The sequence below is a fragment of the Pseudomonas sp. GW456-12-1-14-TSB6 genome (assembly GCF_059424205.1).
In genome coordinates this window covers 81,578-103,501 of record NZ_JBWKZE010000007.1, presented here as the reverse complement: position 1 = coordinate 103,501, position 21,924 = coordinate 81,578, and the positions used below count along the sequence as shown (strand labels likewise).

Below are 21,924 nucleotides of genomic sequence, written 5' to 3'. Positions count from 1 at the left end.
GGCGACCAATGTTGCCCGGCCTCGGGCCTGCGGCTTATGCTCCGTCAAATTTTCTCGACACCCGCTCAGGATGACGCCCATGAATGCCCGCGCCCAAGCCACCGCGAGCCAACCCCACGTTGCCTCTTATTACGCCGCCAGCAGCCTGCCGCAACCCGACCATCCGGTGCTGCAAGGTGAACTGATCGCCGACGTGTGCGTAGTCGGCGGCGGTTTCTCCGGGCTGAACACCGCGCTGGAACTGGCTGAACGGGGCTTGAGCGTGGTGTTGCTGGAAGCGCACCGGATCGGCTGGGGCGCCAGCGGCCGCAACGGCGGGCAGTTGATTCGCGGGGTCGGTCACGGCCTCGATCAGTTCGCCAACGTGATCGGCGCCGACGGCGTACGTCAGATGAAACTCATGGGCCTGGAAGCGGTGGAAATCGTCCGCCAGCGCGTCGAAAAATTTCAGATCCCCTGCGACCTGACCTGGGGTTACTGCGACCTTGCCAACAAACCCTCCGACCTGGAAGGTTTTGCCGAAGACGCCGAAGAGCTGCGCAGCCTCGGTTACCGCTACGAAACCCGTCTGCTGCAAGCGAACGAAATGCACACAGTGGTTGGCTCTAACCGCTACGTCGGCGGCTTGATCGATATGGGATCTGGTCATTTGCACCCGCTGAACCTGGCACTCGGCGAAGCCGCAGCAGCGCAGCAACTGGGGGTGAAGCTGTTCGAGCAATCGGCGGTCACTCGCATCGACTACGGCCCGGAAGTCCGGGTGCATACAGCGCAAGGTTCGGTGCGGGCGAAGACCCTGGTGCTGGGCTGCAACGCCTATCTCAACAATCTGAATCCGCAACTCAGCGGCAAGGTGCTGCCGGCCGGCAGCTACATCATCGCCACCGAACCGCTGAGCGAAGAACAGGCCCACGCCCTGCTGCCACAGAACATGGCGGTCTGCGACCAGCGGGTGGCGCTGGATTACTACCGGCTCTCGGCAGATCGTCGCCTGCTGTTCGGCGGCGCCTGCCATTATTCGGGGCGTGATCCAAAGGACATCGGCGCGTACATGCGGCCGAAGATGCTCGAAGTGTTTCCGCAGCTCGCCTCAGCGAAGATCGATTATCAGTGGGGCGGGATGATCGGTATCGGCGCCAACCGTCTGCCGCAGATTGGCCGGCTCGCGGAGCAGCCGAACGTGTATTACGCCCAGGCCTATTCCGGTCACGGCGTGAATGCCACGCACCTGGCGGGCAAACTGCTGGCCGAGGCTATCAGCGGCCAGCACAGCGGCGGCTTCGACCTGTTCGCCAAAGTGCCACACATCACCTTCCCCGGCGGCAAGCATCTGCGCTCACCGCTGCTGGCGTTGGGGATGTTGTGGCATCGGCTTAAAGAGTTGGTCTGAGATCGTTCCCACGCTCTGCGTGGGAATGCATCCAGTGACGCTCTGCGTCACAGCGGACGCGGAGCGTCCGGGGCGGCGTTCCCACGCAAAGCGTGGGAACGATCCCTCTAAATCCGCCAGAACGGCTTCAACCCTTCCTCCAGCGCCTGCTCGCGGGTCAGCCCGATGTCCTTGAGCTGTTCCGGTGTCAGGCGCAACAACGCCTTGCGCGTGTGCAGACGATGCCAGAACAGGTCCCAGCGACTCAGGCCCGACGGCGCGTTGCACATGCTCTCGTTGCGCGCATTGTCCTGTTGCCCTGCCTCCAGTTCCTGACTGTGTAACGTCAGCCGCACATCGCTCAAGCCGTTCATTTTCGTTGCTCCTGTTTACTTGGGTAGCCAGAGATTCCATGATGCGCGGGCGAGCAAAAGCATTACAGATTCAACACATCTGTATTATTTCCATACAGATTTGCTGTCTCTGCGACTGAATTGTCGATTTACGCCGCATCTGTACTGGTTTAACGAATCATCTGCATCGAGGCAGTGCCATGACGCTCTATGTGAATCTCGCCGAACTGCTCGGCACCCGCATCGAACAAGGCTTCTACCGTCCTGGTGATCGCCTGCCGTCGGTGCGCGCCTTGAGCGTCGAACACGGGGTCAGCCTGAGCACGGTGCAGCAGGCCTATCGGATGCTGGAAGATAGCGGCCTGGCCACGCCGAAACCCAAGTCCGGGTACTTCGTGCCGGTCGGTCGCGAGTTGCCGGAACTGCCGGCGGTCGGGCGCCCGGCGCAACGACCGGTGGAAATTTCCCAGTGGGATCAGGTGCTGGAACTGATTCGCGCGGTACCGCGCAAGGACGTTGTGCAGCTCGGTCGCGGCATGCCGGACATCTCGTCACCGACCATGAAACCGCTGCTGCGCGGACTGGCCCGTATCAGCCGCCGTCAGGACATGCCCGGTCTGTATTACGACAACATCCACGGCACTCTCGAATTGCGTGAACAGATTGCCCGGCTGATGCTCGATTCCGGCTGCCAGTTGAGCGCCAGCGATCTGGTGGTCACCACCGGTTGCCACGAAGCGCTGTCCACCAGCATTCACGCAATCTGCGAACCCGGCGACATCGTTGCGGTGGACTCGCCAAGCTTTCACGGCGCGATGCAGACCCTCAAGGGGCTGGGCATGAAAGCCCTGGAAATCCCCACCGATCCGCTCACCGGCATCAGCCTCGAAGCGCTGGAACTGGCGCTGGAACAATGGCCGATCAAGGTCATCCAGCTCACGCCCAACTGCAACAACCCGCTCGGCTACATCATGCCGGAGTCGCGCAAACGTGCCCTGCTCAACCTGGCCCAGCGCTTCGACGTGGCGATCATCGAGGACGACGTGTATGGCGAACTGGCCTACACCTACCCGCGTCCGCGCACGATCAAATCCTTCGACGAAGACGGCCGCGTGCTGCTGTGCAGTTCGTTCTCCAAGACCCTGGCGCCGGGGCTGCGCATTGGCTGGGTCGCGCCCGGCCGCTATCTCGAGCGGGTGCTGCACATGAAATACATCAGCACTGGCTCCACGGCACCGCAACCGCAGATCGCCATCGCCGAATTTCTCAAGGCCGGGCACTTCGAACCGCATTTGCGGCGGATGCGCACGCAATACCAGCGCAATCGCGACGTGATGATCGATTGGGTGACGCGCCACTTCCCGGCCGGCACCCGCGCCAGCCGCCCGCAGGGCAGCTTCATGCTCTGGGTCGAACTGCCGGAAGGTTTCGATACGCTGAAACTGAATCGTGCGCTGCACGATCAGGGCGTACAGATTGCCGTCGGCAGCATCTTTTCCGCCTCGGGCAAATACCGCAATTGCCTGCGCATGAACTACGCGGCCAAACCCACAGCACTGATCGAAGAAGCGGTGCGCAAGGTTGGCGCGGCGGCGATCAAGCTGTTGGCCGAGGCCGATTAATCCACCATAAAGGCGCCCTGACCTTCAAACCGCACCGGATCGACGGGGCGGCTTGAGGCGTCATCGACCCGCGCATCCAGCTCCAGCTCCACTTCCAGCAGACTGCCCTGGATACCGGCGTCCGCCCGCCATGGAACAACGTGGATGCCCGGTCGCAGGAAATCACCTTCGACCGGTTGGCCGCTGTCCAGGCGCCAGTGCACCGCCGCACCGTCGACACGAGCAGCCACGATACGCAGTTGCAACGTGCCCGCCGCCCAACGGAAACGTTGCGGATCGGCGGGGGGCGCGACAAATGCCCAGCGCATCAAGCGCACGTCGGGACAGTGCACCCGCAAGTGCACGCTGCGCAGACCAAAGCCCGGGCCCCGGCCATCAAGCGCCGTGCGTTGCAGCAGGTCGGCGCGCGTTGCGCTACCCAGGTTCACGCTCGCGGGCGACAGACTCGACTGACACGTCTCGGCGCTGAACGCCTGTTGAAATACCAGACACGGCAACACGATCCAAACCGGCAGAAATTTCATCAGATGCACTCGTTCAGGACAGCTCGGCCGGCGCGCAGGTGGCATCGACCCGCTCGATGAGCGCGCTGTCTTCAGGGGATTCGGGAAGCGGGAAACGCAACACGCACCGCGTGTTGTCAGGGAGCTGCACATGCAGGCGCTGACCCGCTTTTGCGTCGGGCAGAAAAATCGTTCCGGCATCCTGGACCGTTGTCAGGTAGCGGCCCCGCTCATCGTGAACACTCAACCCCTTGGCCAGCCATTGCCGGTCGACGGTCATCGCATTCAGCAACAATCGCCGGACAGTGACGAGCGAGAAGTCCAGATGCTGCACCGAACCACGGGCGGGCTGCACTTCCTTTACCCCGTCGAGCACTTCAACGTTGCGCGACAGGCTGAGCGGGTCGACTTCCAACCGTGCCGTCGACCAGGCCGGCAGGCTCGCCGCGACTGCGTGGCCCGAGCCATCGGTCCAGACCGGCCCTTGAGGCGTGTTCAGTTTCACGCCCGATCGATCACCGGCCTTGAGTACGCCGAAGGTGTCGCGCAGGGGATAAGGCGACAAGGTTACGCCCTCGCGATGCAGCACCACACCACCGCGCAGCCCCACGTCGTAATCGGTCGCGCCGGATCGCCGACCGACGCCAACGTCCAGGCTGGTGTAGCGCGGCAGCGTATTGAAGCGCACGCCGTAACTGGCCGCAGTCTCATCGCGGTACTCCGCGTTGGCGCTGTAGGCCAGGTTTTCCCCCAGCACATCGCTGACGGCCACGCCCCGACGCAGGCCGGATCGATCATCACGGCGCAAATAGCCGCGCAGTCTTCGCTGGCCACCCAGCGCCATTCCCAGTGTCAGGTAAGCGGAATTGCCCAGGCGATCGGGCGCCGTATCGCCGATAGCACGTTCCAGGTTCAACGACAGGCTGATGCGCTCAGGCAATGTACGTGACCAGGACAGGCCAAGACGCGACTGCGACGGTTCACCCTGGGTCGAATATCGCGACCAGGTCGCTCCAAACGCGCCCCATTGATCCACCGAACCGGTGACAGAAAACACCAGGTGATCGCGACCGGGAGACTCAGCCCGGTGAAGCGCCTGATTCCAGCCGGTGTCTGACAGCGTGCGAAAATTCCGACTCTGGCGCACCGCAACCAGACTCGTCGACAGGTGCTCGGACAGCGGCGCACTAAGCGTCAGCTGCGTCTGGCTGCCTCCCGCGCCACTGGAGCGCTCATCGGACAGCACCTGCTTCACGCCCAGTGCGTAGCCGCCGGCCCATTGTCGTTGCAGGCCCCAGCCTGTCGACAGGTAGTCGGTTGCCGCGAGCACACCGGCGGTCAGACGGGTGGCCTGCCCCCAATCCCAATCCTTGCTGAACGCCGTGAAAGAAGGCGTCTGTCGGTCGTCCGAGCCCAGCCGTCGCACCGTGCCCAGCGCGAAGTTGAACCCGCTCGGCCCGGCCCATTGTGCTTCGTGGAGACTGGCCGCCGGCACCCGCAAGCGGCGCGCCTGCCCATCCTGCTCGTGCACAGTCACGTCCAGATCAATCTGATTGCTCAGCAGCGGCAGCGCTCGCAGCGTGAACGGTCCACTCGGCACCATGGTGGTGTAGATCATCACGCCGTTCTGCCGGACTTCGATGCGGGCCGGCGAATACGCGACACCTTCCACCTGCCCCCGCGCGCCGTCCTGCGCCGTTCGCAACTGGGTGAATGCCGCTTCCGGCAGGATCTGCACACCATTGAATGGTTCACCGGCAAACAAGGTCGACGCGAGATTCAATTGCCCGACCTGCAGGCTGGCTTCGGCGTCCTCAAGGGTTCGCGCACCGTAGGCATACAGGTGCTCGAACCGCGACTTGCCGGAGGTCGACGTGTAAGACTGCCGACTGCGCAATACCCAATCCCCGGCGTTCACGCCGACCTCTGAGCCCAGGCTTTGAAACCTGTCGTGTTGGCCTTCATGCTGACTGCCGAACATCAACGCGTCGTAGTTGAAAACGCCGGCCATTCCGCCATGAGCGAAGTTGTTGGGCGTACGTTCCGGCAGCATCAGACGGTCGGTCGGTACCAGCAGATCAATCCGTTCGCGTCCCGGATCCAGATGCGCGACCGCTTCGGGAAATCCCTCCACCAACGTCGTGCACTGCTGCGGTCGCAACTTGGTCATCGAGGGTGGCGGGTGTACTCCGGCAGCGTTCAGCCATTGGGGTTGCAGGCACAATTCTCCGCGCTCGTTGAACGACACCCGCACACGGCCTCTGGCCTGTCCGTTGACCTCGAGCGCCACGGCATGCTCGCCTTGGGCGAAGCGCGGCGCCTCCCGAAAGTACGCCGCCAGCGCAGGGTCGATGCCGCGATCCCTCAACACTTGAGCGTCGAACTCCAGTGACTCGGCCGCCAGCACCGTGCCGTTGACCGCCAGCAGCAACACGCCCCAACGAACGCAGACCTTCATCAGCGAGTAACCGGCGAGTCGTAATGGTCGACCGCAAAGCCGTAGGTGGTGGCCGGAAAAATCCTCACTGCCATCGTCTGAGCCGAGGCGTGCAAGGGGAAATCAACGTGCAGTCGCTCGCCGGGCAAGATGTAGGTCTTCGGCAGGTTAACCGAGCGGGTGCCCGGCAGAGGAACAATGGTTTTCGCCAGCCGAACCACATAGGGGCTCGGATTGACGACCTGCACACCAGCGGCATCTATTGACCAGGTCAGCCGTTTCCAGGGCTCGCGCTCCACCGGCAATCCGGCAGGGCGCAGAATCACCGGCAGGTTCTGACGGACACCGAGAGTGACCCGCGCTCCGGCGGCGTCACTGGCCGGCTGGATCCCCTCGAAGATCAACCGCTTCAGGCGTTCAGTCTTCAACGGTTGCTGACTTTGCAGAATGAATCGCACTTGCTGAATGCCGTCCGGTTCGACACGAGCGATGGGCGGGGTAAAGACCAGCAGTACATCGTCGCTGTCCTCGATATTCTCGACGGTGGTGTGCAGCAATGCGGGGCGCGTATCGGTATTGCGCACATTCATTACCGCTTCACCCATACCTTCCTCCACCAACAGCACCGGCGTCTGCGGAACCATTCCGGCGGCGTGGGCCAGCGGCACTGAAAGCCATGCGAACAGGCACAGCGCTGCAGTCTTGAGAGCAGACTTGAAAGAAATGAGCATCGGGATAATCCGTGGAATGCTGGATGCGGCCCGGCAAATGCCGGACCGCGCTCGCGTGTGCCAGCCGGTCCCGGTGCCTGAGAGACACCGGGACGCTGTCATCAGAGGTAGAACATGTCGAACGTCACGGAGCCGTCCAGCGGGATTTCGTTGGCAATCGGCAGGGCGTTGCTTGGGCCGATGATCGGCAGCAGGTGCATCGGGAAACCGTGATGACGAGCCGCAACCGGACCGGCCGCGGCATTGTCGCCCCACGAGTACAGTTGCGGCGCATTGCTGACCAGTGTGCTGGTCGGCACACGCCATGCCGGGGCCGCCAGCGTCCGGGTCAGCAGCGTCTGGGCATTGCCGTCGGTCTCCGGAATGCCATGGCGCAAGGCGAAACCACCAATAGGCGTACCGTTGATTTCGCCCAGCCCGAAAAACAGTGCCGGATCACTCTGACCGGCACCATCACTGATGCCGGGCAATTTGGTGCCGGCCCGGTTGTCACGCACCGACACTTCCACGGGGGCCGGTGCATCGCAATTGATGTGCAGGGACACATCGCGACCGGCCAACAGGGTCTGAGTGGTCGGATTCAACGTCGCCGCCGAAATCTTGCGCAGATCCACCGTGCCGCCACCGGCAAAGGCCGGAATGCAGGAGGTCGGAATAATGGTACCGATGACATTCAGGTCAACGCTTTCTGCCATTGCCCATGCTGGCAGCAACGCTGCAGCCAGTACCGCAAGACGGGATGTCTTTTTCATAAGCCGTAATCTTCCATTAAATGACTGTCCACTCCCTACAAACCTGGTATGTAAGTAAGCGGGCTGATGATTGCGGCTTATGAGAGATAAATCTGTAGGAAACGGGAGCGCTTAAACAGCGAAATCACGACTGGTTTAATAGGTAATTTGAGCTTGGTGGCGGGATCCTACGCTGCCGTGGTCGGATGCTTTGAACCGCCCTGTCTCCGGGGTCCGAGATTCAGTACGCCTGAAAGCGCAGATCGATCCCGAACCGGGTCAGATCGGCAACCCGGGTCTGCGCTGACCCTACCCGTCCTTCAAGTTCCACTTCGACGTCCATGCGCTGACCTTCCAGTGCAACGCCCGCCCGCGCGGGAATCAGGCTTTGCCCGGCGGGCCAGACAGCCGCACCGGATGCCGCACCCGGTTCAAAACCAAGCCACTGCACAGCCTTGCCATCCACCCGGACAGCCACCACTTGAACCCTCAACACCCCGGCGCTAAAACGATAGTCGACGGCGTCCGCTGCTGGCGCGACCAGGTCGAGTCGCAACGGTCCTGTCCGCTCACACTGAACGGTGATCTGCACCCGGCGGCGCCCGAAACTCAACTGGTCATTCTCTATGGGCTGTTGCAGCAACTGACCGCGCGTCATCGCTCCAAAATCGACGGAAGGCTGCCCCAGCCTGACTGCACAGTCCGACTGCGCCTGTGCCTGATCGGCAATAAATGCGGTACTGAGCAATGCCAGACCGATCATGCCGGTTTTCAAATGCTGCATGGTGACTGACTCCTTAAACCGCTTGGCAGGTGGCTTGTGCCGTTTCGTACAGCGACTGCGTGTCGGGTTGTTCGTCGATGCTGTAGATCAACCGGCAGCGACTGCCATCGGGCAGCACCACATGCAAAATCGTGTCGGGCAGGACATCGGGCAAAAAGATCGTGCCGGCTTCCAGCACGTTAGTGATGTACTGTCCCTGCGCGTCGAAAACCGCTCCACCCTTGCTCAGAAGCACGTTGTCGGCGGTGCGCGCCTGTAACAGCAGGCGCCGCGCAGTGACCATCTCGAATGCAAGGTGCGCTACCGCACCACGCCCGGCTTCGACTTCCTGGTAAGCGTTGTGCACATCGACATTGCGCCCCAGGCTGGCCGTGTCGAGTTCGACCCGTCCCTTGCTGTACGCCGGCAGACTCGCCGCCACGGCGTGCCCGGCATAATCGGTCCAGACCGGGCCGCGCGGGGTGTTGAGCTTGACTCCCGCACTGTCGCCGGCCTTGAGCAAGGCGAAGGTTTCGCGCAGCGGATAAGGCGACAGGGTCACGCCTTCACCATGCAGTAACGCACCGCCGCGCAGACCGATGTCATAGTTCTGGTTACCGGCTCCGCTGCGCGAATAGCCCATGTCCATCTGACTGTAGCGGGGCAACAGATTGACCCGCCCGTTGAATCCGGCGCCACCTTCATCCGGTCGCTCGGCGCCGATGCTGTAAGCCAGGGTGTCGCTCAGTTGTTCATTGAATCGCAGGCCGCTGCGAGTGCCGCCCGCGTCGTCGTTGCGCACATAGCTGCGCAACGTCTGCCGGACACCTAACGGCAGACTGACACTCAGATAGGCTGCCGTACCGCGAGCATCGTTCGAATCCCCCGCGACATCGCGCTCAACCGTAAATGTCACACTGGCTCGCCGAATGCTCTGCGACCAGGCCAGGGCGACTCTTGAAGTGGCCGTCCCGTCAAACAGGGAGAACCGCGAATAGCTGGCGGAAAAACCACCGAACAGCGGGCTGCTGGTGCTGAGATTCGCCGTCAGTTGATTGCGCATTCGCTGAAACGGCTGATCATTGTGCGAGTCCCAGGTGGTATCCGAGAGTGTGCGAAACCCCTGAGTCTGCCGGGTCAGCGCAACACTCGCCGACAGCCTTTCACTCAGAGGACCGCTGGCCGTCCATTGCAACTGAGTGCCGGATGCAGCCTGATCCTGCGCCCGGGAAACCAACTGCCGGCCCCCCAGTACCAGTCGATTGCCGACGCTGCCCTGCATCGCCCAGCCCACCGACTCATAACCTGTACCGAGCATGGCGCCGGCCGTGACCTGCCCACGCTGGCCCAGCCGCCAGTCCTTGCTGGCAGCCGCGAAGGACGGCGCATCACGATCATCATCGGCATAGCGTCGCACTTGGCCGACCGCCAGCCCATAACCGGCCGCCCGCCCCGTCATTGCGCCTCGCAACTGCGTCGCCGGCACAATGAAGCGCCGCTGCTGCCCGTCCTCTTCATGCACCGTCACTTCCAGATCCACGCTCTGACTGAGCAACGGCAAACCGACCAGGGTGAACGGGCCGCCGGGCACCACCGTGGTGTAGATCAGCGCACCGTTCTGCGTAACTTCGATTCGGGCGGCGGAATAGGCAATCCCTTCTACCCGCGCACCGGAGCTGTCATCGTCCAGCGCCATCAGGGCCAGTTCCGGCTGCACCTGAAAGCCGTTGAAGGCCTCGCCGGAAAACAACGGGGAAGCCATGTTCAACTGACCCAATTGCAGGTTGACCCGATAGCGCTCCGAGGTGTGCGAGGCATAGGCATACAGGTGCTCGAGGCGATCCTGACCGGCGAAATCGCTGTACACCTGACGACTGCGAAACGACCAATCCGCAGCATTCAGCCCAAGCTCGGTATTCAGATTGCGGAACTGCGAGGACTGGCCGGCGAACCGACTGCCAAGCAGCAAGGCGTCGTAGTTGAACAGGCCTGCCGCGCCCCCGTTGAGGAAACTGCGGCGAACCGGGCGATCTGGCATCAGCGCATCGGTGGGCACCAGCAGTGCGACATGCCCCTGCGAGGGATCGGTTTGCACTACCGCGTCAGGAACGTACTGACCGAACGGCACACATCCCGGTCCACCCGCCGACTCGATTCGAGTGGTGGCTCTGATGCCGCCCCTTTCCAGCAGTGACGGCGTGAAACACAACTCGCCTTCGGCATCGAATACGACCTGCACCCGCCCCTTGGGAACGCCGTTGACCGACAGGGTTACCGCCTGCTCGCCCTCGCGAAAGCGCGGCGCCTGGCTGAAGTACTCGGCCAGACGCGGGTCCAGCCCGCGGGATTTCAGGACATCCTGATTGAACTGCACGGATACACGCTCGGTGCTTCTGGCGATCGGAGCGGCACTCAGAATGATCATCAGCGCCGCGCCGGCCAGACAATGTCGCTGCATCAATCCGTCACCAACGGAGCGTCGAAATGCGCAATGGCGAAACCGTACGTAGTGACTGGAAACAGTCGCACCTGGAGCTGTGAACGGCTCGATTCAGCCGTCCCGCTCAGGGTCAGCTGCTCGCCAGGCAACACATAGGTACGCCCCAGATCCATCTCTTTGCCACCAGGCAACAACATCACCGAATGACCCAGCCGCACCACATACGGGCTTGGATTGCGGACCTTTATCTCGGAGCCTTGTCGTGACCAGACCAAATGCTTCCAGGGCTCACGGTCGATCGGCAATTTCGCCGGACGCAGGATCGCCGGGATGTTCTGGCGCACGCTCAGGTTGACCTGCGCCTTGCCCGTCGCATCCTGCGGCGCGATGCCTTCGAACACCACCCGCTTGAGACGCTCGGTCTTCAGCGGTGCGGCGCTGCGCAAAATGAATCGCACGCGCTGTGTGGCCCCGGGCTCGACCCGGGCGACCGGCGGCGTCAGAAGAAGCAAGGGTTCGGTGTCTTGCGGCACGTCCTCGACAGAGGTGTGCAACAGCGCCGGATGGGGCTCGCTGTTGAACACATTGATCCCCGCCTCGCCCAGTCCTTCGTCGAGCACCAATACCGGCGTTTCGGGAACCATCCCCGCCGCCCGGAGCTGGCCGGGCTCCGATAAAACCACCAACAGCACACTCATGATGGCGCTGCGCATGAAGCCGTTCATGTCGTTGTCCACAGACAAGCGCGCAGCCGGCAGCACCGCCAGGCCACGAGCCAGCCGATCAGGTTGATAGGAAATGACAGGCCACACAAAGGCCGAGCCTGTCGGCAGTCACTGCAAAACCCTGTTGCGCCTCAAACCCGGCACAACCACCCGCATTCCCTCAGAGGTAAAGCAACTCGAACGTAGCCGACCCGTTGAGTGCGAACTCGGAGGTGATCGGCAGGCTCGACGACGGGCCGATGACGGGAACCAGGGTCATGGGGAACGTGTGGACAATGCCCGGCGTCGGACCTGCCGCCAGCGAAGCACCCCACGAGTACCGAAGGTTGCCGCCTTCGGCGTTTTTCCCGACCAGCGTTGCCGTTTCGGGAGAGTCCCAGTTGGCCATGTCGCCCTGCTTGTACATGACCATCGACGGCTGACCGTCGACGGTGGGTGTGCCGAACCGCAGGCCGTAGCCACCGATCTTCGCCCCGGCCACTTCACCGATCCCGTAAATGTACATGGCCCAGTCGTAGCCATCGATGACAATCCCGGGCCGCTGCGTATGAGACTGATTGTCATGCACTTTGATCGCCATGGGGGCGGCTGCGGAGCAACTGACGCTCAGCGTGATGTTGCGGTTCTGCAGTTCGGTCTGGCGATCCCGGTTCAGCGAACCGGCGGAAATGTCTCCCAGATCAACGGTATTGCCGCCGGCGAAGGCCGGTGTACAGGAGGTCGGAACAATGGTCCCCGTGATCGTCAGATCCGCGCTGTCGGCCATGACCCAGGCCGGTGACAGGGCGCTTGCGACAGCAATTGCACGAAAGGTCTTGCGCATGAAAATTCTCACTCCATAAGAATCGAAAGATGACAGCCAGCTGCGCTTCTTCTGCTGTAAAACAGGAAACTTCCTGCCTCAAAATCAGCGTTGTCATTATTCCAATTGTTTCCCGGCAGCGATGTAAGGCGACGGCGCGATTCGCACGGGAAAAATCGCTGCAAGGCGTAGCTGATGTGAGCCGGAAAAATCGTCAATTCGTTTAAGAACTCTCGCTTGCCCGACAGTCATAAGCTACAAGCCGCTCTGGTCCAGGGCTCGGATTGACTGACCGTCGAACGGATAACACGCTGCGTACGCCGTGCCATACTCCTGACCTCGCCCACACCCGGAACGATCCGACTTGAGCTCAAGACATTCCCTGCCATTTGCACTGATGTTCGTCCTGCTGCTCGCCGGGTGCGCCTCACTGGATGTTCCACGAGAACCCAGCCAGACCCTGCCAGCCAACGGATCGGCATTCGGCCGTTCGATCCAGGCCCAGGCGGCGCCCTACAAGGGCCAGTCCGGTTTTCGCCTGCTGTCCAACAGCACTGAAGCCTTTACCGCCCGCGCCGAGCTGATCCGCAACGCCCAAAGCAGTCTCGACTTGCAGTACTACATCGTCCATGACGGCATCAGCACCCGAATGCTGGTGGAAGAATTGTTGAAGGCCGCCGACCGTGGCGTGCGGGTGCGGATCCTGCTGGACGACACCACCAGCGACGGTCTCGACCTCATCATCGCCACACTGGCGGCGCATCCGCAGATCCAGATCCGTCTGTTCAATCCGCTGCACCTGGGGCGCAGCACCGGCGTGACCCGTGCGGCCGGGCGGCTGTTCAACCTGTCGCTGCAACATCGGCGCATGCACAACAAGTTGTGGCTGGCGGACAACAGTGTGGCCATCGTCGGCGGGCGCAATCTGGGCGATGAATACTTCGATGCCGAGCCCAACCTGAACTTCACCGACATCGACATGCTCAGTGTCGGGCCGGTCGCCGAACAGCTCGGGCACAGTTTCGACCAGTACTGGAACAGTGCCCTGAGCAAGCCGATCGACGAATTCCTCTCCAGCAAACCCACGGCCAAAGACCTGCAGAACACCCGCACGCGCCTGGAAGAATCCCTGGAAGAGACCCGCAAACAGAATCACGCGCTGTATCAGCAGTTGATGACTTACCGCACCGCTCCGCGCATGGACGTCTGGCGCCGGGAGCTGATCTGGGCCTGGAATCAGGCGTTGTGGGATGCGCCGAGCAAGGTGCTGGCCAAGGGCGAGCCCGATTCGCAGCTGCTGCTGACCACACAACTGGCGCCGGAGCTCACCGGTGTCAGCAAAGAACTGGTGATGATTTCTGCCTACTTCGTGCCGGGACAACCGGGGCTGGTCTACCTGACCGGCCGCGCCGATGCGGGCGTGTCGGTAAGCCTGCTGACCAACTCGCTGGAAGCCACCGACGTGCCGGCGGTGCACGGCGGTTATGCGCCGTATCGCAAGGCGTTGCTGGAACATGGCGTGAAGCTGTTTGAGCTGCGGCGCCAGCCTGGGGATAACGACGGCAGCGGCCCGCACCTGTTTTACAGCAAGTCCTATCGCGGCTCGGATTCGAGCCTGCACAGCAAGGCGATGATCTTCGACGGCAAAAAATCGTTCATCGGCTCATTCAATTTCGACCCGCGCTCGGTGCTGTGGAACACCGAAGTCGGGGTGCTGGTGGACAGCCCCGAACTGGCGGCGCACGTGCGCGAACTGGCCTTGCAGGGCATGGCGCCGGCGCTCAGCTACGAAGCGAAACTGCAGGACGGAAAAGTGGTGTGGGTCACCGAGGACAATGGCCAGATGCACACGCTGACCAAGGAGCCCGGCAACTGGTGGCGGCGCTTCAATGCGTGGTTCAGCACCACCGTGGGACTGGAGCGGATGCTGTAGCAACCCGCTCCAGCCGCCTCATCAAGCGGGCTCCGGCACCTTGCCGAACGCCCCTTGCCGCGACAGTAGAATCACCAGCCCGAACGCGCCGGCCGCCATCAGCCACGGCAACGCATGTCCACTGATCCACTGGCTGCCCGCGCCCGCCATCAACGGCCCGATCAGACAACCGACACCCCACAGCTGCGCGACATGCGCATTGGCGCGCACCAGCGCATCGTCGCGGTAACGCTCGCCAATCAGAATCAGCGAAAGCGTGAACAGACCACCGGCACTGGCGCCGAACAGCACCCACAGCGGCCAGATCAGCAAGGTGTCGAGCAGCATCGGGATCGCCAGGCTCGACAGCATCAGCACCACGGCGCAGCTGGTGAACAGGGTCCGTCGCGACAGGTAGTCGGCCAATGCACCGATGGGCAATTGCAGCAGCGCATCGCCCACCACCACGGTGCTGACCATCGCCAGCGCAATCTCTGCGGTGAACCCCTGTTGCAGGCAATACACCGGCAACAGCGTCAGGATCATCGCTTCGAATGCGGCGAACAAAGACACCGCCCAGGCGATGGCCGGCAGTTCGCGAGCGAAGCCCCACAGATCGCCGAAGGTCACGCTGCTGGCCTCGCTGCTCGGCGCACCGCTGCGGCCCAGCAGCATAAGCGGCGATACGATCAACAGGCCAACACCGACCCAGAAACCATAATCGTGATCAGTGCCCAGCGCGCCCAACAGCAACGGACCGGACAGTTGGCTCAACGCGTAACTACTGCCGTACAGCGCCACCAGTCGTCCACGCCACTGCTCGACCACCAGCTGATTGATCCAGCTCTCGCCAAGGATGAAGACGATGGTCAGAGCCACGCCGATCATCAGCCGCAACACCAGCCAGATCGGGTAACTCGGCAGCAGCGCCAGCAGGCCGATGGACAGCGCCCCGGCCCACAGGCACAGGCGCATCAGGTTAGCCGTGCCGAAGCGCGCGGCCAGATGACTGGAAACCTTCGCCCCCAGCAACACGCCAATGGCCGGCATCGCCGCCATCACGCCGATGGCGAACGAGCCGTAACCCCAGCCCTCCAGGCGCAACGACACCAGCGGCATGCTGACACCAAGGGCCAGGCCAACACTCAAGACAGACGCCAACACGGCGAAATACGTCGCCCAACGCATGGTCCACGCTCCTGTGGATAATTTTTATTCACACAGAACCAATGTGGGAGCGAGCCTGCTCGCGATAGCGGTGTCACATTCAACATTGATGTCGACTGTCACACCGCTATCGCGAGCAGGCTCGCTCCCACAGGGATCTCTGTTCGATTCGGGAGCCTGATTCACTCAGGCTCCCGTCAACGATTTACAGCTTGATCCAGGTCGCCTTCAGCTCGGTGTATTTGTCGAACGCGTGCAGCGACTTGTCGCGGCCGTTGCCCGACTGCTTGAAGCCGCCAAACGGTGCGGTCATGTCGCCGCCATCGTACTGATTGACCCACACGCTGCCGGCCCGCAGTGCCTTGGCGGTCAGGTGCGCCTTGGAAATGTCCTGAGTCCAGACTGCCGCCGCCAGGCCGTAAGGCGTGTCGTTGGCGATGCTGATCGCTTCCTCGGCGGTATCGAAGGCGATAACCGACAGCACCGGGCCGAAGATCTCTTCCTGGGCAATCTTCATCGCGTTGCTCACGCCGTCGAAAATCGTCGGCTCGACATAAGTACCACCGGTTTCCTGAAGAATGCGCTTGCCGCCGGCCACCAGTTTGGCGCCGTCGGTGTGGCCCGACTCGATGTAGGACAGCACGGTATTCATCTGCTGGGTGTCGACCAGCGCACCAACGTTGGTGGCCGGATCCAGCGGATTACCCGGTTTCCAGGTTTTCAGCGCCTCGATCACCATCGGCAGGAATTTGTCCTTGATCGAACGCTCGACCAGCAGACGGGAACCGGCGGTGCAGACTTCGCCCTGGTTGAAGGCGATGGCGCTGGCGGCGGATTCGGCAGCGGCTTGCAGATCCGGCGCATCGGCAAACACGATGTTCGGGCTCTTGCCGCCGGCTTCCAGCCAGACGCGCTTCATGTTCGATTCGCCGGAGTAGATCATCAGCTGCTTGGCGATCTTGGTCGAACCGGTGAACACCAGGGTATCGACGTCGTTATGCAGCGCGAGCGCCTTGCCGACGGTGTGACCGTAACCCGGCAGCACGTTCAGCACGCCCTTCGGAATGCCGGCCTCGACTGCCAGTTCGGCGATGCGGATGGCGGTCAGCGGGGATTTTTCCGACGGTTTGAGGATCACCGAGTTACCGGTCGACAACGCCGGCCCGAGTTTCCAGCAGGCCATCATCAGCGGGAAGTTCCACGGCACGATGGCCCCGACCACGCCAACCGGCTCACGGGTTACCAGACCCAGTTGATCGTGCGGGGTGGCGGCAACTTCGTCGTAGATCTTGTCGATCGCCTCACCGCTCCAGCTCAGCGCTTGCGCGGCACCCGGCACGTCGATGTACAGCGAATCGCTGATCGGTTTGCCCATGTCGAGGGTTTCGAGCAGGGCCAGTTCTTCGGCGTGCTGTTTGAGCAGGCCGGCGAAACGGATCATGGTGGCTTTGCGTTTGGTCGGCGCCAGGCGCGACCAGACGCCGGAGTTGAACGTGGCGCGGGCGTTTTCCACGGCGCGGTGGGCGTCTTCGGCATCACAGCTGGCAATCTTGCCCAGCAGACGGCCATCGACCGGGCTGATGCACTCGAAGGTCTCGCCGGAGACGGCATCGGTGTACTCGCCATTGAGGAAGGCGCGGCCTTCGATCTTCAGGTCGCGAGCGCGTTGTTCCCAGTCGGCACGAGTCAGGGTGGTCATTCGAGTGTCCTCCTCTTGTTCAATACGAGCGCCGCGATCGTCGCGGTCGTTCTCGGGAATACTGCCCGGCCAGCCTGCTTTTCGGCCCAAGGCATCCGCCACCCTAAACCAGCGGCCAGGGTTGTTTCAATATATTTGACATAAGGCGGTTATAGCGCCTTGCGGCGTTCAATTTAATCAACATAGACTTTGGCCCTTTCAAGCCACCGCGCCGTCATCACGGGAGAAAACAACAATGAACATCCAGAACGTCGTCGACATCAGCCTGACCACAACCGAAGCCGAACGCTATCGCCCGGACCCGGCCAAAGTGCTCAAGGGCGATCCCGAGCAGGCGGTGTTCAATCAGTACGACAGCCCTTGCGGGCAAATGGGTGTCGGCGTGTGGGAAGGTGCGGTCGGGCAGTGGACGGTGAATTACACCGAGCACGAATACTGCGAAATCCTGCAGGGCGTTTCGGTATTGCGTGACAACGATGGGAACGCCAAGACTCTGCGTGTCGGCGACCGCTTCGTGATTCCGGCCGGTTTCCGTGGCACCTGGGAAGTGCTGGAGGCTTGTCGCAAGGTCTATGTGATCTTCGAAGCAAAAAAATAACTAAGTAGTGCATGACCAGGCGTTGAGGGATTGAAAATCGGGTCGTCCATAAGGACGTCTCAATCATGCATAAGGAGATGCAGCGTGATCCACATTGAAATCTTCAACAAAATTCACCACTTGATCGGCACGCCGTACGTGGAGTCGGTAGAAGTCTACATCGCCGAGCTGACCGGCTTTCGTGTCGAAAAGCAAAGGTTAGTAGACAATGCCATGAAGAAGTATCAGCTCGTGCAAGTCGTCACTCGTGACGACAAGATCGTGTGGTTTGAAATCTTCAAATGATGATCAGAGGTTGAAGCCCCCCCCTGCAACAAGGCCTGCACAGCAATGTGGAGGCCTTGTTGCACATAAATATATACCGCACCGGGCACCTGCCCAGATGGAGTACTGAATGGCCCGGACGGACTCGACATTCAATCAAAAGGATTAAAGAACATGACCAATGAACAGGTCCTGCAACAAATTCGACATTTGGCAGGCAGCCGCTATGTAGTGAGCGTCAAACGTTACATCACCGAGTTGACCGGCCGCATGCAAGTGATTGGCCCCAGGGATCTGATGAGTCGCGAGTTGAATCCTGAGCGTATAGTCATCAGGGTCAATAAGGCAGGCAATATCGAATCATTCAGCTTTGGCTAAACGGCTGGCAAATCTATATTCGAAGGCACAAAAAAGGCCCGTATCGTGAGATACGGGCCTTTTTCGTAAGTCGGGAAAAATCAATTACTTGATTTTGCCTTCCTTGTAGATCACGTGCTTGCGAACAACCGGATCATATTTCTTGATCTCGATTTTGTCCGGAGTAGTGCGCTTGTTCTTGTCGGTAGTGTAGAAGTGACCAGTACCGGCGCTCGAAATCAAACGAATCAATTCACGCATGATTAGCTCCCTTAGATCTTGCCAGCTTTGCGGAGTTCGGCCAGCACGACAGTGATGCCACGCTTGTCGATGATACGCATGCCTTTGGCAGATACGCGCAGACGCACGAAACGTTTCTCTTCTTCAACCCAGAAGCGGTGATGCTGCAGGTTCGGCAGGAAACGACGACGGGTTTTGTTGTTTGCGTGGGAAATGTTGTTCCCAGTCACCGGACCCTTACCGGTAACTTGACATACTCTAGACATGCCTCAGCCCTCTAAAACCACATGCCCAACCCGGCATGGGTTGGCCGCTTAATCTCTAGTCATTGTGGCGCCAGGCGCCGCGATTCTTTAGAGGTCTTACCGGCTACACCTACAAGCGAAGGAACCGGGCCCCTAGAAAAGAGCGCTGCTTTATACCAGAAAGACCACGGAGCAACAACTTTCCGTGCGCAAAGAATGGCTAAAAAGCCGCTTTTCCCGGCCGCAAGCGCCTTGGGCAAAGGCTGCCGGCAATTTTTACCATTCGTCGAAGAAAATCGGCCATGCCCGCAATCGAGACTTTTCCTACCGTCTGTTCCGACAAATCCTCAGCCGCGCAGCTCCGAAAATGCAAAAAGGGGATAGTCATTTGCAATCGCGACCACTAGGGTAGACCTTTTCCAGACTGCACTTGCAGATGGGCCTTCGATCTGTAAAGGAAGCCGACCATGCGCCTCGCTGCCCTCCCCCTGCTCTTCGCCCCGCTGTTACTGAGTCCACTGGCCCAGGCCGCCGCCCTGAGCGTCTGCACCGAGGCCAGCCCCGAGGGCTTCGACGTGGTGCAGTACAACTCGCTGACCACCACCAACGCATCGGCCGACGTGCTGATGAATCGCCTGGTGGACTTCGACACCGCCAGCGGCAAGGTGGTCCCGAGCCTGGCCGCCAGCTGGGAAGTCAGCACCGACGGCCTGACCTACGTCTTCAAGCTGCACCCGCAGGTGAAGTTCCACACCACCGACTACTTCAAGCCGACCCGCGAGCTGACTGCCGAAGACGTCAAATTCAGTTTCGACCGCATGCTCGACCCGGCCAACCCGTGGCACAAAGTCGCCCAGAGCGGCTTCCCACACGCCCAGTCGATGCAGTTGCCGAGCCTGATCAAGAAGATCGACGCACTGGATCCGCTGACCGTGCGCTTCACTCTCGATCATCCGGACTCGACGTTCCTCGCGACCCTGAGCATGGGCTTCGCCTCGATTTATTCTGCTGAATACGCCGACAAGCTGTTGAAGGCCGGCGCCACCGACAAGCTCAACAGCCAGCCGGTCGGCACCGGGCCGTTCGTCTTCACCCGGTTCCAGAAAGACGCCTCGATCCGCTACAAGGCCAACCCGGATTACTTCCGCGGCAAACCTGCGGTGGACCCACTGATCTTCGCCATCACCCCGGACGCCAACGTGCGGCTGCAAAAGCTGCGGCGCAACGAGTGCCAGATTGCCCTGTCGCCAAAACCACTGGACGTACAGGCTGCCAAGCAAGAGCCGACGCTGAAAGTCGAAAAGACTGACGCGTTCATGACTGCTTTCGTAGGCATCAACAGCCAGCATCCGCCCTTGGACAAACCGGAAGTGCGTCAGGCGATCAACCTCGCCTTCGACAAGGCCAACTACCTGAAAGCCGTGTTCGAGGACACCGCCGAAGCCGCCAACGGCCCGTACCCGCCGAACACCTGGAGCTACGCGAAGAACCTGCCGGGTTACGCCCACGACGTGAACAAGGCCAAGGCCCTGCTGGCCAAGGCCGGATTGAAGGACGGTTTCCAGACCACCATCTGGACGCGTCCGTCCGGCAGCCTGCTCAACCCGAACCCGAGCCTCGGCGCGCAGCTCCTGCAATCGGATCTGGCAGAAATCGGCATTCAAGCGGAAATCCGCGTGATCGAATGGGGCGAGCTGATCCGTCGCGCCAAGGCTGGCGAGCATGACCTGTTGTTCATGGGCTGGGCCGGCGACAACGGCGACCCGGACAACTTCCTCACCCCGCAGTTTTCATGCGCGGCGGTGAAATCCGGCACCAACTTCGCCCGCTACTGCAATGCCGACCTGGACAAACTGATCAGCGCCGGCAAGACCACCAGCGAGCAAGGCGTACGCACCAAGCTCTATGAGCAGGCGCAGGCGCAGATCCAGCAGCAGGCGCTGTGGCTGCCGCTGGCTCATCCGACGGCATATGCGCTGACGCGTAAGGACGTGCAGGGTTACTCGGTGAGCCCGTTTGGGCGGCAGGATTACTCCAGGGTCACCCTGAAGTAATCCGCCACAACACAAAACCTGTGGGAGCTGGCTTGCCAGCGATAGCGGACTGACAGACAACATTGTGCTGAATGTGCCGCCGTCATCGCTTGCAAGCCAGCTCCCACAGGGTTTTGCATTCTCCCTTCGGAGCTACATCCAGCCGCACTCAGCCATCGACAACGGTTCACCATCGCCAACGATGAAGTGATCCAGCACCCGCACGTCGATCAGCTCCAAAGCCTTCTGCAAACGCTTGGTCAATAATCGATCAGCCTGACTCGGATCGCTGTTCCCCGACGGATGGTTGTGGCACAGGATCACCGCCGCCGCGTTGTTGGCCAGCGAACGCTTCACGACTTCCCGGGGGTGCACGGCCGTGTTGTCGATGGAGCCGCGAAACAGCGTCTCGAAGGTCAGCACCTGATGTTTGGAATCCAGAAACAGGCAACCGAACACCTCGTGCGGCTCGTGGCGCAGCATGGCCTTGAGGTAATCACGCACGACCTGCGGGTTTTCCAACGCCGTTTTCTGGCGCATGCGCTCGGCCAAGTGTCGCCGCCCCATCTCCAACACGGCCTGCAATTGAGCAAATTTCGCCGGTCCCAGTCCCAATTGCTCGCTGAACGCCCCGAGGTCAGCCTCCAGCAACGCTCGCAGGCTGCCGAACTGATTCAACAAGTGTCGCGCCAGATCCACCGCACTTTTGCCGGATACCCCGGTGCGCAGAAAAATCGCCAGCAACTCGGCATCGGAAAGACTTCCCGAGCCCTGCTCCAACAGCTTCTCCCGCGGCCTTTCCGCCGCCGGCCAATCGCGAATACTCATACACCTTCCTTGTCTGTGGGCGCCGCTGTTCCGTAGCGGTCGCTGTGATATCGTAGCCCATCTTTTTTGCGGGCGAATTCACCCTGGGGAGGGGGTTCGCCACGT

Annotated in this window: 21 protein-coding genes; 7 read left to right on the top strand and 14 right to left on the bottom strand. The window is 61.3% G+C overall.

Going from position 1 to position 21,924, the window contains the following annotated elements:
- The first annotated feature begins 79 nt into the window (after positions 1-79).
- On the top strand, positions 80-1,390 hold the full coding sequence (locus AC07Y2_RS08625; protein WP_103385873.1) for an NAD(P)/FAD-dependent oxidoreductase: 1,311 nt from the start codon (positions 80-82) through the stop codon (positions 1,388-1,390).
- A gap of 107 nt (positions 1,391-1,497) precedes the next feature.
- Here the strand turns inward: AC07Y2_RS08625 and AC07Y2_RS08620 are convergent, their stop codons facing one another.
- Positions 1,498-1,743 carry a DUF1127 domain-containing protein gene (locus AC07Y2_RS08620; RefSeq protein ID WP_039765237.1) on the bottom strand — a complete coding sequence of 82 codons (246 nt, stop codon included), beginning with the start codon at positions 1,741-1,743 and terminating at the stop codon, positions 1,498-1,500.
- A gap of 179 nt (positions 1,744-1,922) precedes the next feature.
- On the opposite strand from AC07Y2_RS08620, the gene AC07Y2_RS08615 reads away from it, so the two are divergent.
- Positions 1,923-3,344: an aminotransferase-like domain-containing protein gene (locus AC07Y2_RS08615; protein WP_103385872.1), complete on the top strand. Its 1,422-nt coding sequence runs from the start codon at positions 1,923-1,925 to the stop codon at positions 3,342-3,344.
- On the opposite strand, the gene AC07Y2_RS08610 is transcribed toward AC07Y2_RS08615, so the two are convergent.
- The 8 genes from AC07Y2_RS08610 to AC07Y2_RS08575 all read right to left on the bottom strand — a co-directional run bounded on the left by AC07Y2_RS08610 (position 3,341) and on the right by AC07Y2_RS08575 (position 12,497).
- Positions 3,341-3,868, bottom strand: coding sequence for a hypothetical protein (locus AC07Y2_RS08610; protein ID WP_039765235.1), 528 nt, complete (start codon positions 3,866-3,868; stop codon positions 3,341-3,343). The genes AC07Y2_RS08615 and AC07Y2_RS08610 overlap by 4 nt on opposite strands.
- Positions 3,869-3,881: 13 nt before the next feature.
- Positions 3,882-6,305, bottom strand: a complete 2,424-nt coding sequence (locus AC07Y2_RS08605; RefSeq protein ID WP_103385871.1) for a fimbria/pilus outer membrane usher protein — start codon at positions 6,303-6,305, stop codon at positions 3,882-3,884.
- Entirely contained in the window at positions 6,305-7,015 is a 711-nt protein-coding gene (locus AC07Y2_RS08600) for a fimbria/pilus chaperone family protein (protein ID WP_074689988.1), read from the bottom strand. Before AC07Y2_RS08600 ends, AC07Y2_RS08605 begins: the two co-directional genes overlap by 1 nt.
- Positions 7,016-7,116: 101 nt before the next feature.
- Positions 7,117-7,767, bottom strand: a complete 651-nt coding sequence (locus tag AC07Y2_RS08595; RefSeq protein ID WP_039765232.1) for a DUF1120 domain-containing protein — start codon at positions 7,765-7,767, stop codon at positions 7,117-7,119.
- A 220-nt stretch (positions 7,768-7,987) separates the two neighbouring features.
- Positions 7,988-8,530 (bottom strand): DUF1120 domain-containing protein, encoded by a 543-nt coding sequence (locus AC07Y2_RS08590; protein ID WP_039765231.1) that lies wholly within the window; start codon positions 8,528-8,530, stop codon positions 7,988-7,990.
- A gap of 13 nt (positions 8,531-8,543) precedes the next feature.
- A complete protein-coding gene (locus tag AC07Y2_RS08585) occupies positions 8,544-10,967 on the bottom strand; it encodes a fimbria/pilus outer membrane usher protein (protein WP_103385870.1) in 2,424 nt (807 codons plus the stop codon).
- On the bottom strand, positions 10,967-11,674 hold the full coding sequence (locus tag AC07Y2_RS08580) for a fimbria/pilus chaperone family protein (RefSeq protein WP_103385906.1): 708 nt from the start codon (positions 11,672-11,674) through the stop codon (positions 10,967-10,969). Before AC07Y2_RS08580 ends, AC07Y2_RS08585 begins: the two co-directional genes overlap by 1 nt.
- Positions 11,675-11,834: 160 nt before the next feature.
- On the bottom strand, positions 11,835-12,497 hold the full coding sequence (locus AC07Y2_RS08575; RefSeq protein WP_039765227.1) for a DUF1120 domain-containing protein: 663 nt from the start codon (positions 12,495-12,497) through the stop codon (positions 11,835-11,837).
- A 376-nt stretch (positions 12,498-12,873) separates the two neighbouring features.
- On the opposite strand from AC07Y2_RS08575, the gene AC07Y2_RS08570 reads away from it, so the two are divergent.
- Complete coding sequence (locus AC07Y2_RS08570) at positions 12,874-14,409, top strand: phospholipase D family protein (RefSeq protein ID WP_092163873.1); 1,536 nt, start codon at positions 12,874-12,876, stop codon at positions 14,407-14,409.
- Between the two features lie 21 nt (positions 14,410-14,430).
- On the opposite strand, the gene AC07Y2_RS08565 is transcribed toward AC07Y2_RS08570, so the two are convergent.
- Both AC07Y2_RS08565 and AC07Y2_RS08560 read right to left on the bottom strand, forming a co-directional pair.
- Positions 14,431-15,576: an MFS transporter gene (locus AC07Y2_RS08565; protein WP_103385869.1), complete on the bottom strand. Its 1,146-nt coding sequence runs from the start codon at positions 15,574-15,576 to the stop codon at positions 14,431-14,433.
- 184 nt (positions 15,577-15,760) lie between these two features.
- Entirely contained in the window at positions 15,761-17,254 is a 1,494-nt protein-coding gene (locus tag AC07Y2_RS08560; protein ID WP_039765223.1) for an aldehyde dehydrogenase, read from the bottom strand.
- 235 nt (positions 17,255-17,489) lie between these two features.
- On the opposite strand from AC07Y2_RS08560, the gene AC07Y2_RS08555 reads away from it, so the two are divergent.
- From AC07Y2_RS08555 to AC07Y2_RS08545, 3 genes are all read left to right on the top strand, one after another.
- Positions 17,490-17,852 (top strand): cupin domain-containing protein, encoded by a 363-nt coding sequence (locus AC07Y2_RS08555; RefSeq protein WP_039765221.1) that lies wholly within the window; start codon positions 17,490-17,492, stop codon positions 17,850-17,852.
- A gap of 84 nt (positions 17,853-17,936) precedes the next feature.
- Entirely contained in the window at positions 17,937-18,137 is a 201-nt protein-coding gene (locus AC07Y2_RS08550; protein ID WP_103385868.1) for a hypothetical protein, read from the top strand.
- Between the two features lie 153 nt (positions 18,138-18,290).
- A complete protein-coding gene (locus AC07Y2_RS08545; protein ID WP_039765218.1) occupies positions 18,291-18,494 on the top strand; it encodes an I78 family peptidase inhibitor in 204 nt (67 codons plus the stop codon).
- A gap of 84 nt (positions 18,495-18,578) precedes the next feature.
- Here AC07Y2_RS08545 and rpmG read toward each other — a convergent pair whose 3' ends face one another.
- A complete protein-coding gene (gene rpmG, locus AC07Y2_RS08540; protein ID WP_003177274.1) occupies positions 18,579-18,734 on the bottom strand; it encodes a 50S ribosomal protein L33 in 156 nt (51 codons plus the stop codon).
- 11 nt (positions 18,735-18,745) lie between these two features.
- Positions 18,746-18,979: a 50S ribosomal protein L28 gene (gene rpmB / locus AC07Y2_RS08535; RefSeq protein ID WP_039765213.1), complete on the bottom strand. Its 234-nt coding sequence runs from the start codon at positions 18,977-18,979 to the stop codon at positions 18,746-18,748.
- A 446-nt stretch (positions 18,980-19,425) separates the two neighbouring features.
- Between rpmB and AC07Y2_RS08530 the strand changes: the two genes are divergently transcribed.
- Complete coding sequence (locus AC07Y2_RS08530) at positions 19,426-21,012, top strand: ABC transporter substrate-binding protein (RefSeq protein ID WP_103385867.1); 1,587 nt, start codon at positions 19,426-19,428, stop codon at positions 21,010-21,012.
- A gap of 132 nt (positions 21,013-21,144) precedes the next feature.
- Here the strand turns inward: AC07Y2_RS08530 and radC are convergent, their stop codons facing one another.
- The gene (gene radC / locus AC07Y2_RS08525) at positions 21,145-21,819 is read right to left on the bottom strand and encodes a RadC family protein (RefSeq protein WP_039765208.1); all 675 of its coding nucleotides are present in this window, start codon (positions 21,817-21,819) and stop codon (positions 21,145-21,147) included.
- Positions 21,820-21,924: the final 105 nt, after the last annotated feature.

Bases quoted from the DNA above. Each gene is read 5' to 3' on its own strand.
- AC07Y2_RS08580 (WP_103385906.1), bottom strand. From the start codon at position 11,674: ATGAACGGCTTCATGCGCAGCGCCATCATGAGTGTGCTGTTGGTGGTT.
- AC07Y2_RS08530 (WP_103385867.1), top strand. From the start codon at position 19,426: ATGCGCCTCGCTGCCCTCCCCCTGCTCTTCGCCCCGCTGTTACTGAGT.
- AC07Y2_RS08595 (WP_039765232.1), bottom strand. From the start codon at position 7,767: ATGAAAAAGACATCCCGTCTTGCGGTACTGGCTGCAGCGTTGCTGCCA.
- AC07Y2_RS08585 (WP_103385870.1), bottom strand. From the start codon at position 10,967: ATGCAGCGACATTGTCTGGCCGGCGCGGCGCTGATGATCATTCTGAGT.
- AC07Y2_RS08555 (WP_039765221.1), top strand. From the start codon at position 17,490: ATGAACATCCAGAACGTCGTCGACATCAGCCTGACCACAACCGAAGCC.
- AC07Y2_RS08610 (WP_039765235.1), bottom strand. From the start codon at position 3,868: ATGAAATTTCTGCCGGTTTGGATCGTGTTGCCGTGTCTGGTATTTCAA.
- AC07Y2_RS08570 (WP_092163873.1), top strand. From the start codon at position 12,874: ATGTTCGTCCTGCTGCTCGCCGGGTGCGCCTCACTGGATGTTCCACGA.
- AC07Y2_RS08560 (WP_039765223.1), bottom strand. From the start codon at position 17,254: ATGACCACCCTGACTCGTGCCGACTGGGAACAACGCGCTCGCGACCTG.
- AC07Y2_RS08625 (WP_103385873.1), top strand. From the start codon at position 80: ATGAATGCCCGCGCCCAAGCCACCGCGAGCCAACCCCACGTTGCCTCT.
- AC07Y2_RS08565 (WP_103385869.1), bottom strand. From the start codon at position 15,576: ATGCGTTGGGCGACGTATTTCGCCGTGTTGGCGTCTGTCTTGAGTGTT.
- radC (WP_039765208.1), bottom strand. From the start codon at position 21,819: ATGAGTATTCGCGATTGGCCGGCGGCGGAAAGGCCGCGGGAGAAGCTG.
- AC07Y2_RS08620 (WP_039765237.1), bottom strand. From the start codon at position 1,743: ATGAACGGCTTGAGCGATGTGCGGCTGACGTTACACAGTCAGGAACTG.
- rpmB (WP_039765213.1), bottom strand. From the start codon at position 18,979: ATGTCTAGAGTATGTCAAGTTACCGGTAAGGGTCCGGTGACTGGGAAC.
- AC07Y2_RS08545 (WP_039765218.1), top strand. From the start codon at position 18,291: ATGACCAATGAACAGGTCCTGCAACAAATTCGACATTTGGCAGGCAGC.
- AC07Y2_RS08590 (WP_039765231.1), bottom strand. From the start codon at position 8,530: ATGCAGCATTTGAAAACCGGCATGATCGGTCTGGCATTGCTCAGTACC.
- AC07Y2_RS08615 (WP_103385872.1), top strand. From the start codon at position 1,923: ATGACGCTCTATGTGAATCTCGCCGAACTGCTCGGCACCCGCATCGAA.
- AC07Y2_RS08605 (WP_103385871.1), bottom strand. From the start codon at position 6,305: ATGAAGGTCTGCGTTCGTTGGGGCGTGTTGCTGCTGGCGGTCAACGGC.
- rpmG (WP_003177274.1), bottom strand. From the start codon at position 18,734: ATGCGTGAATTGATTCGTTTGATTTCGAGCGCCGGTACTGGTCACTTC.
- AC07Y2_RS08575 (WP_039765227.1), bottom strand. From the start codon at position 12,497: ATGCGCAAGACCTTTCGTGCAATTGCTGTCGCAAGCGCCCTGTCACCG.
- AC07Y2_RS08600 (WP_074689988.1), bottom strand. From the start codon at position 7,015: ATGCTCATTTCTTTCAAGTCTGCTCTCAAGACTGCAGCGCTGTGCCTG.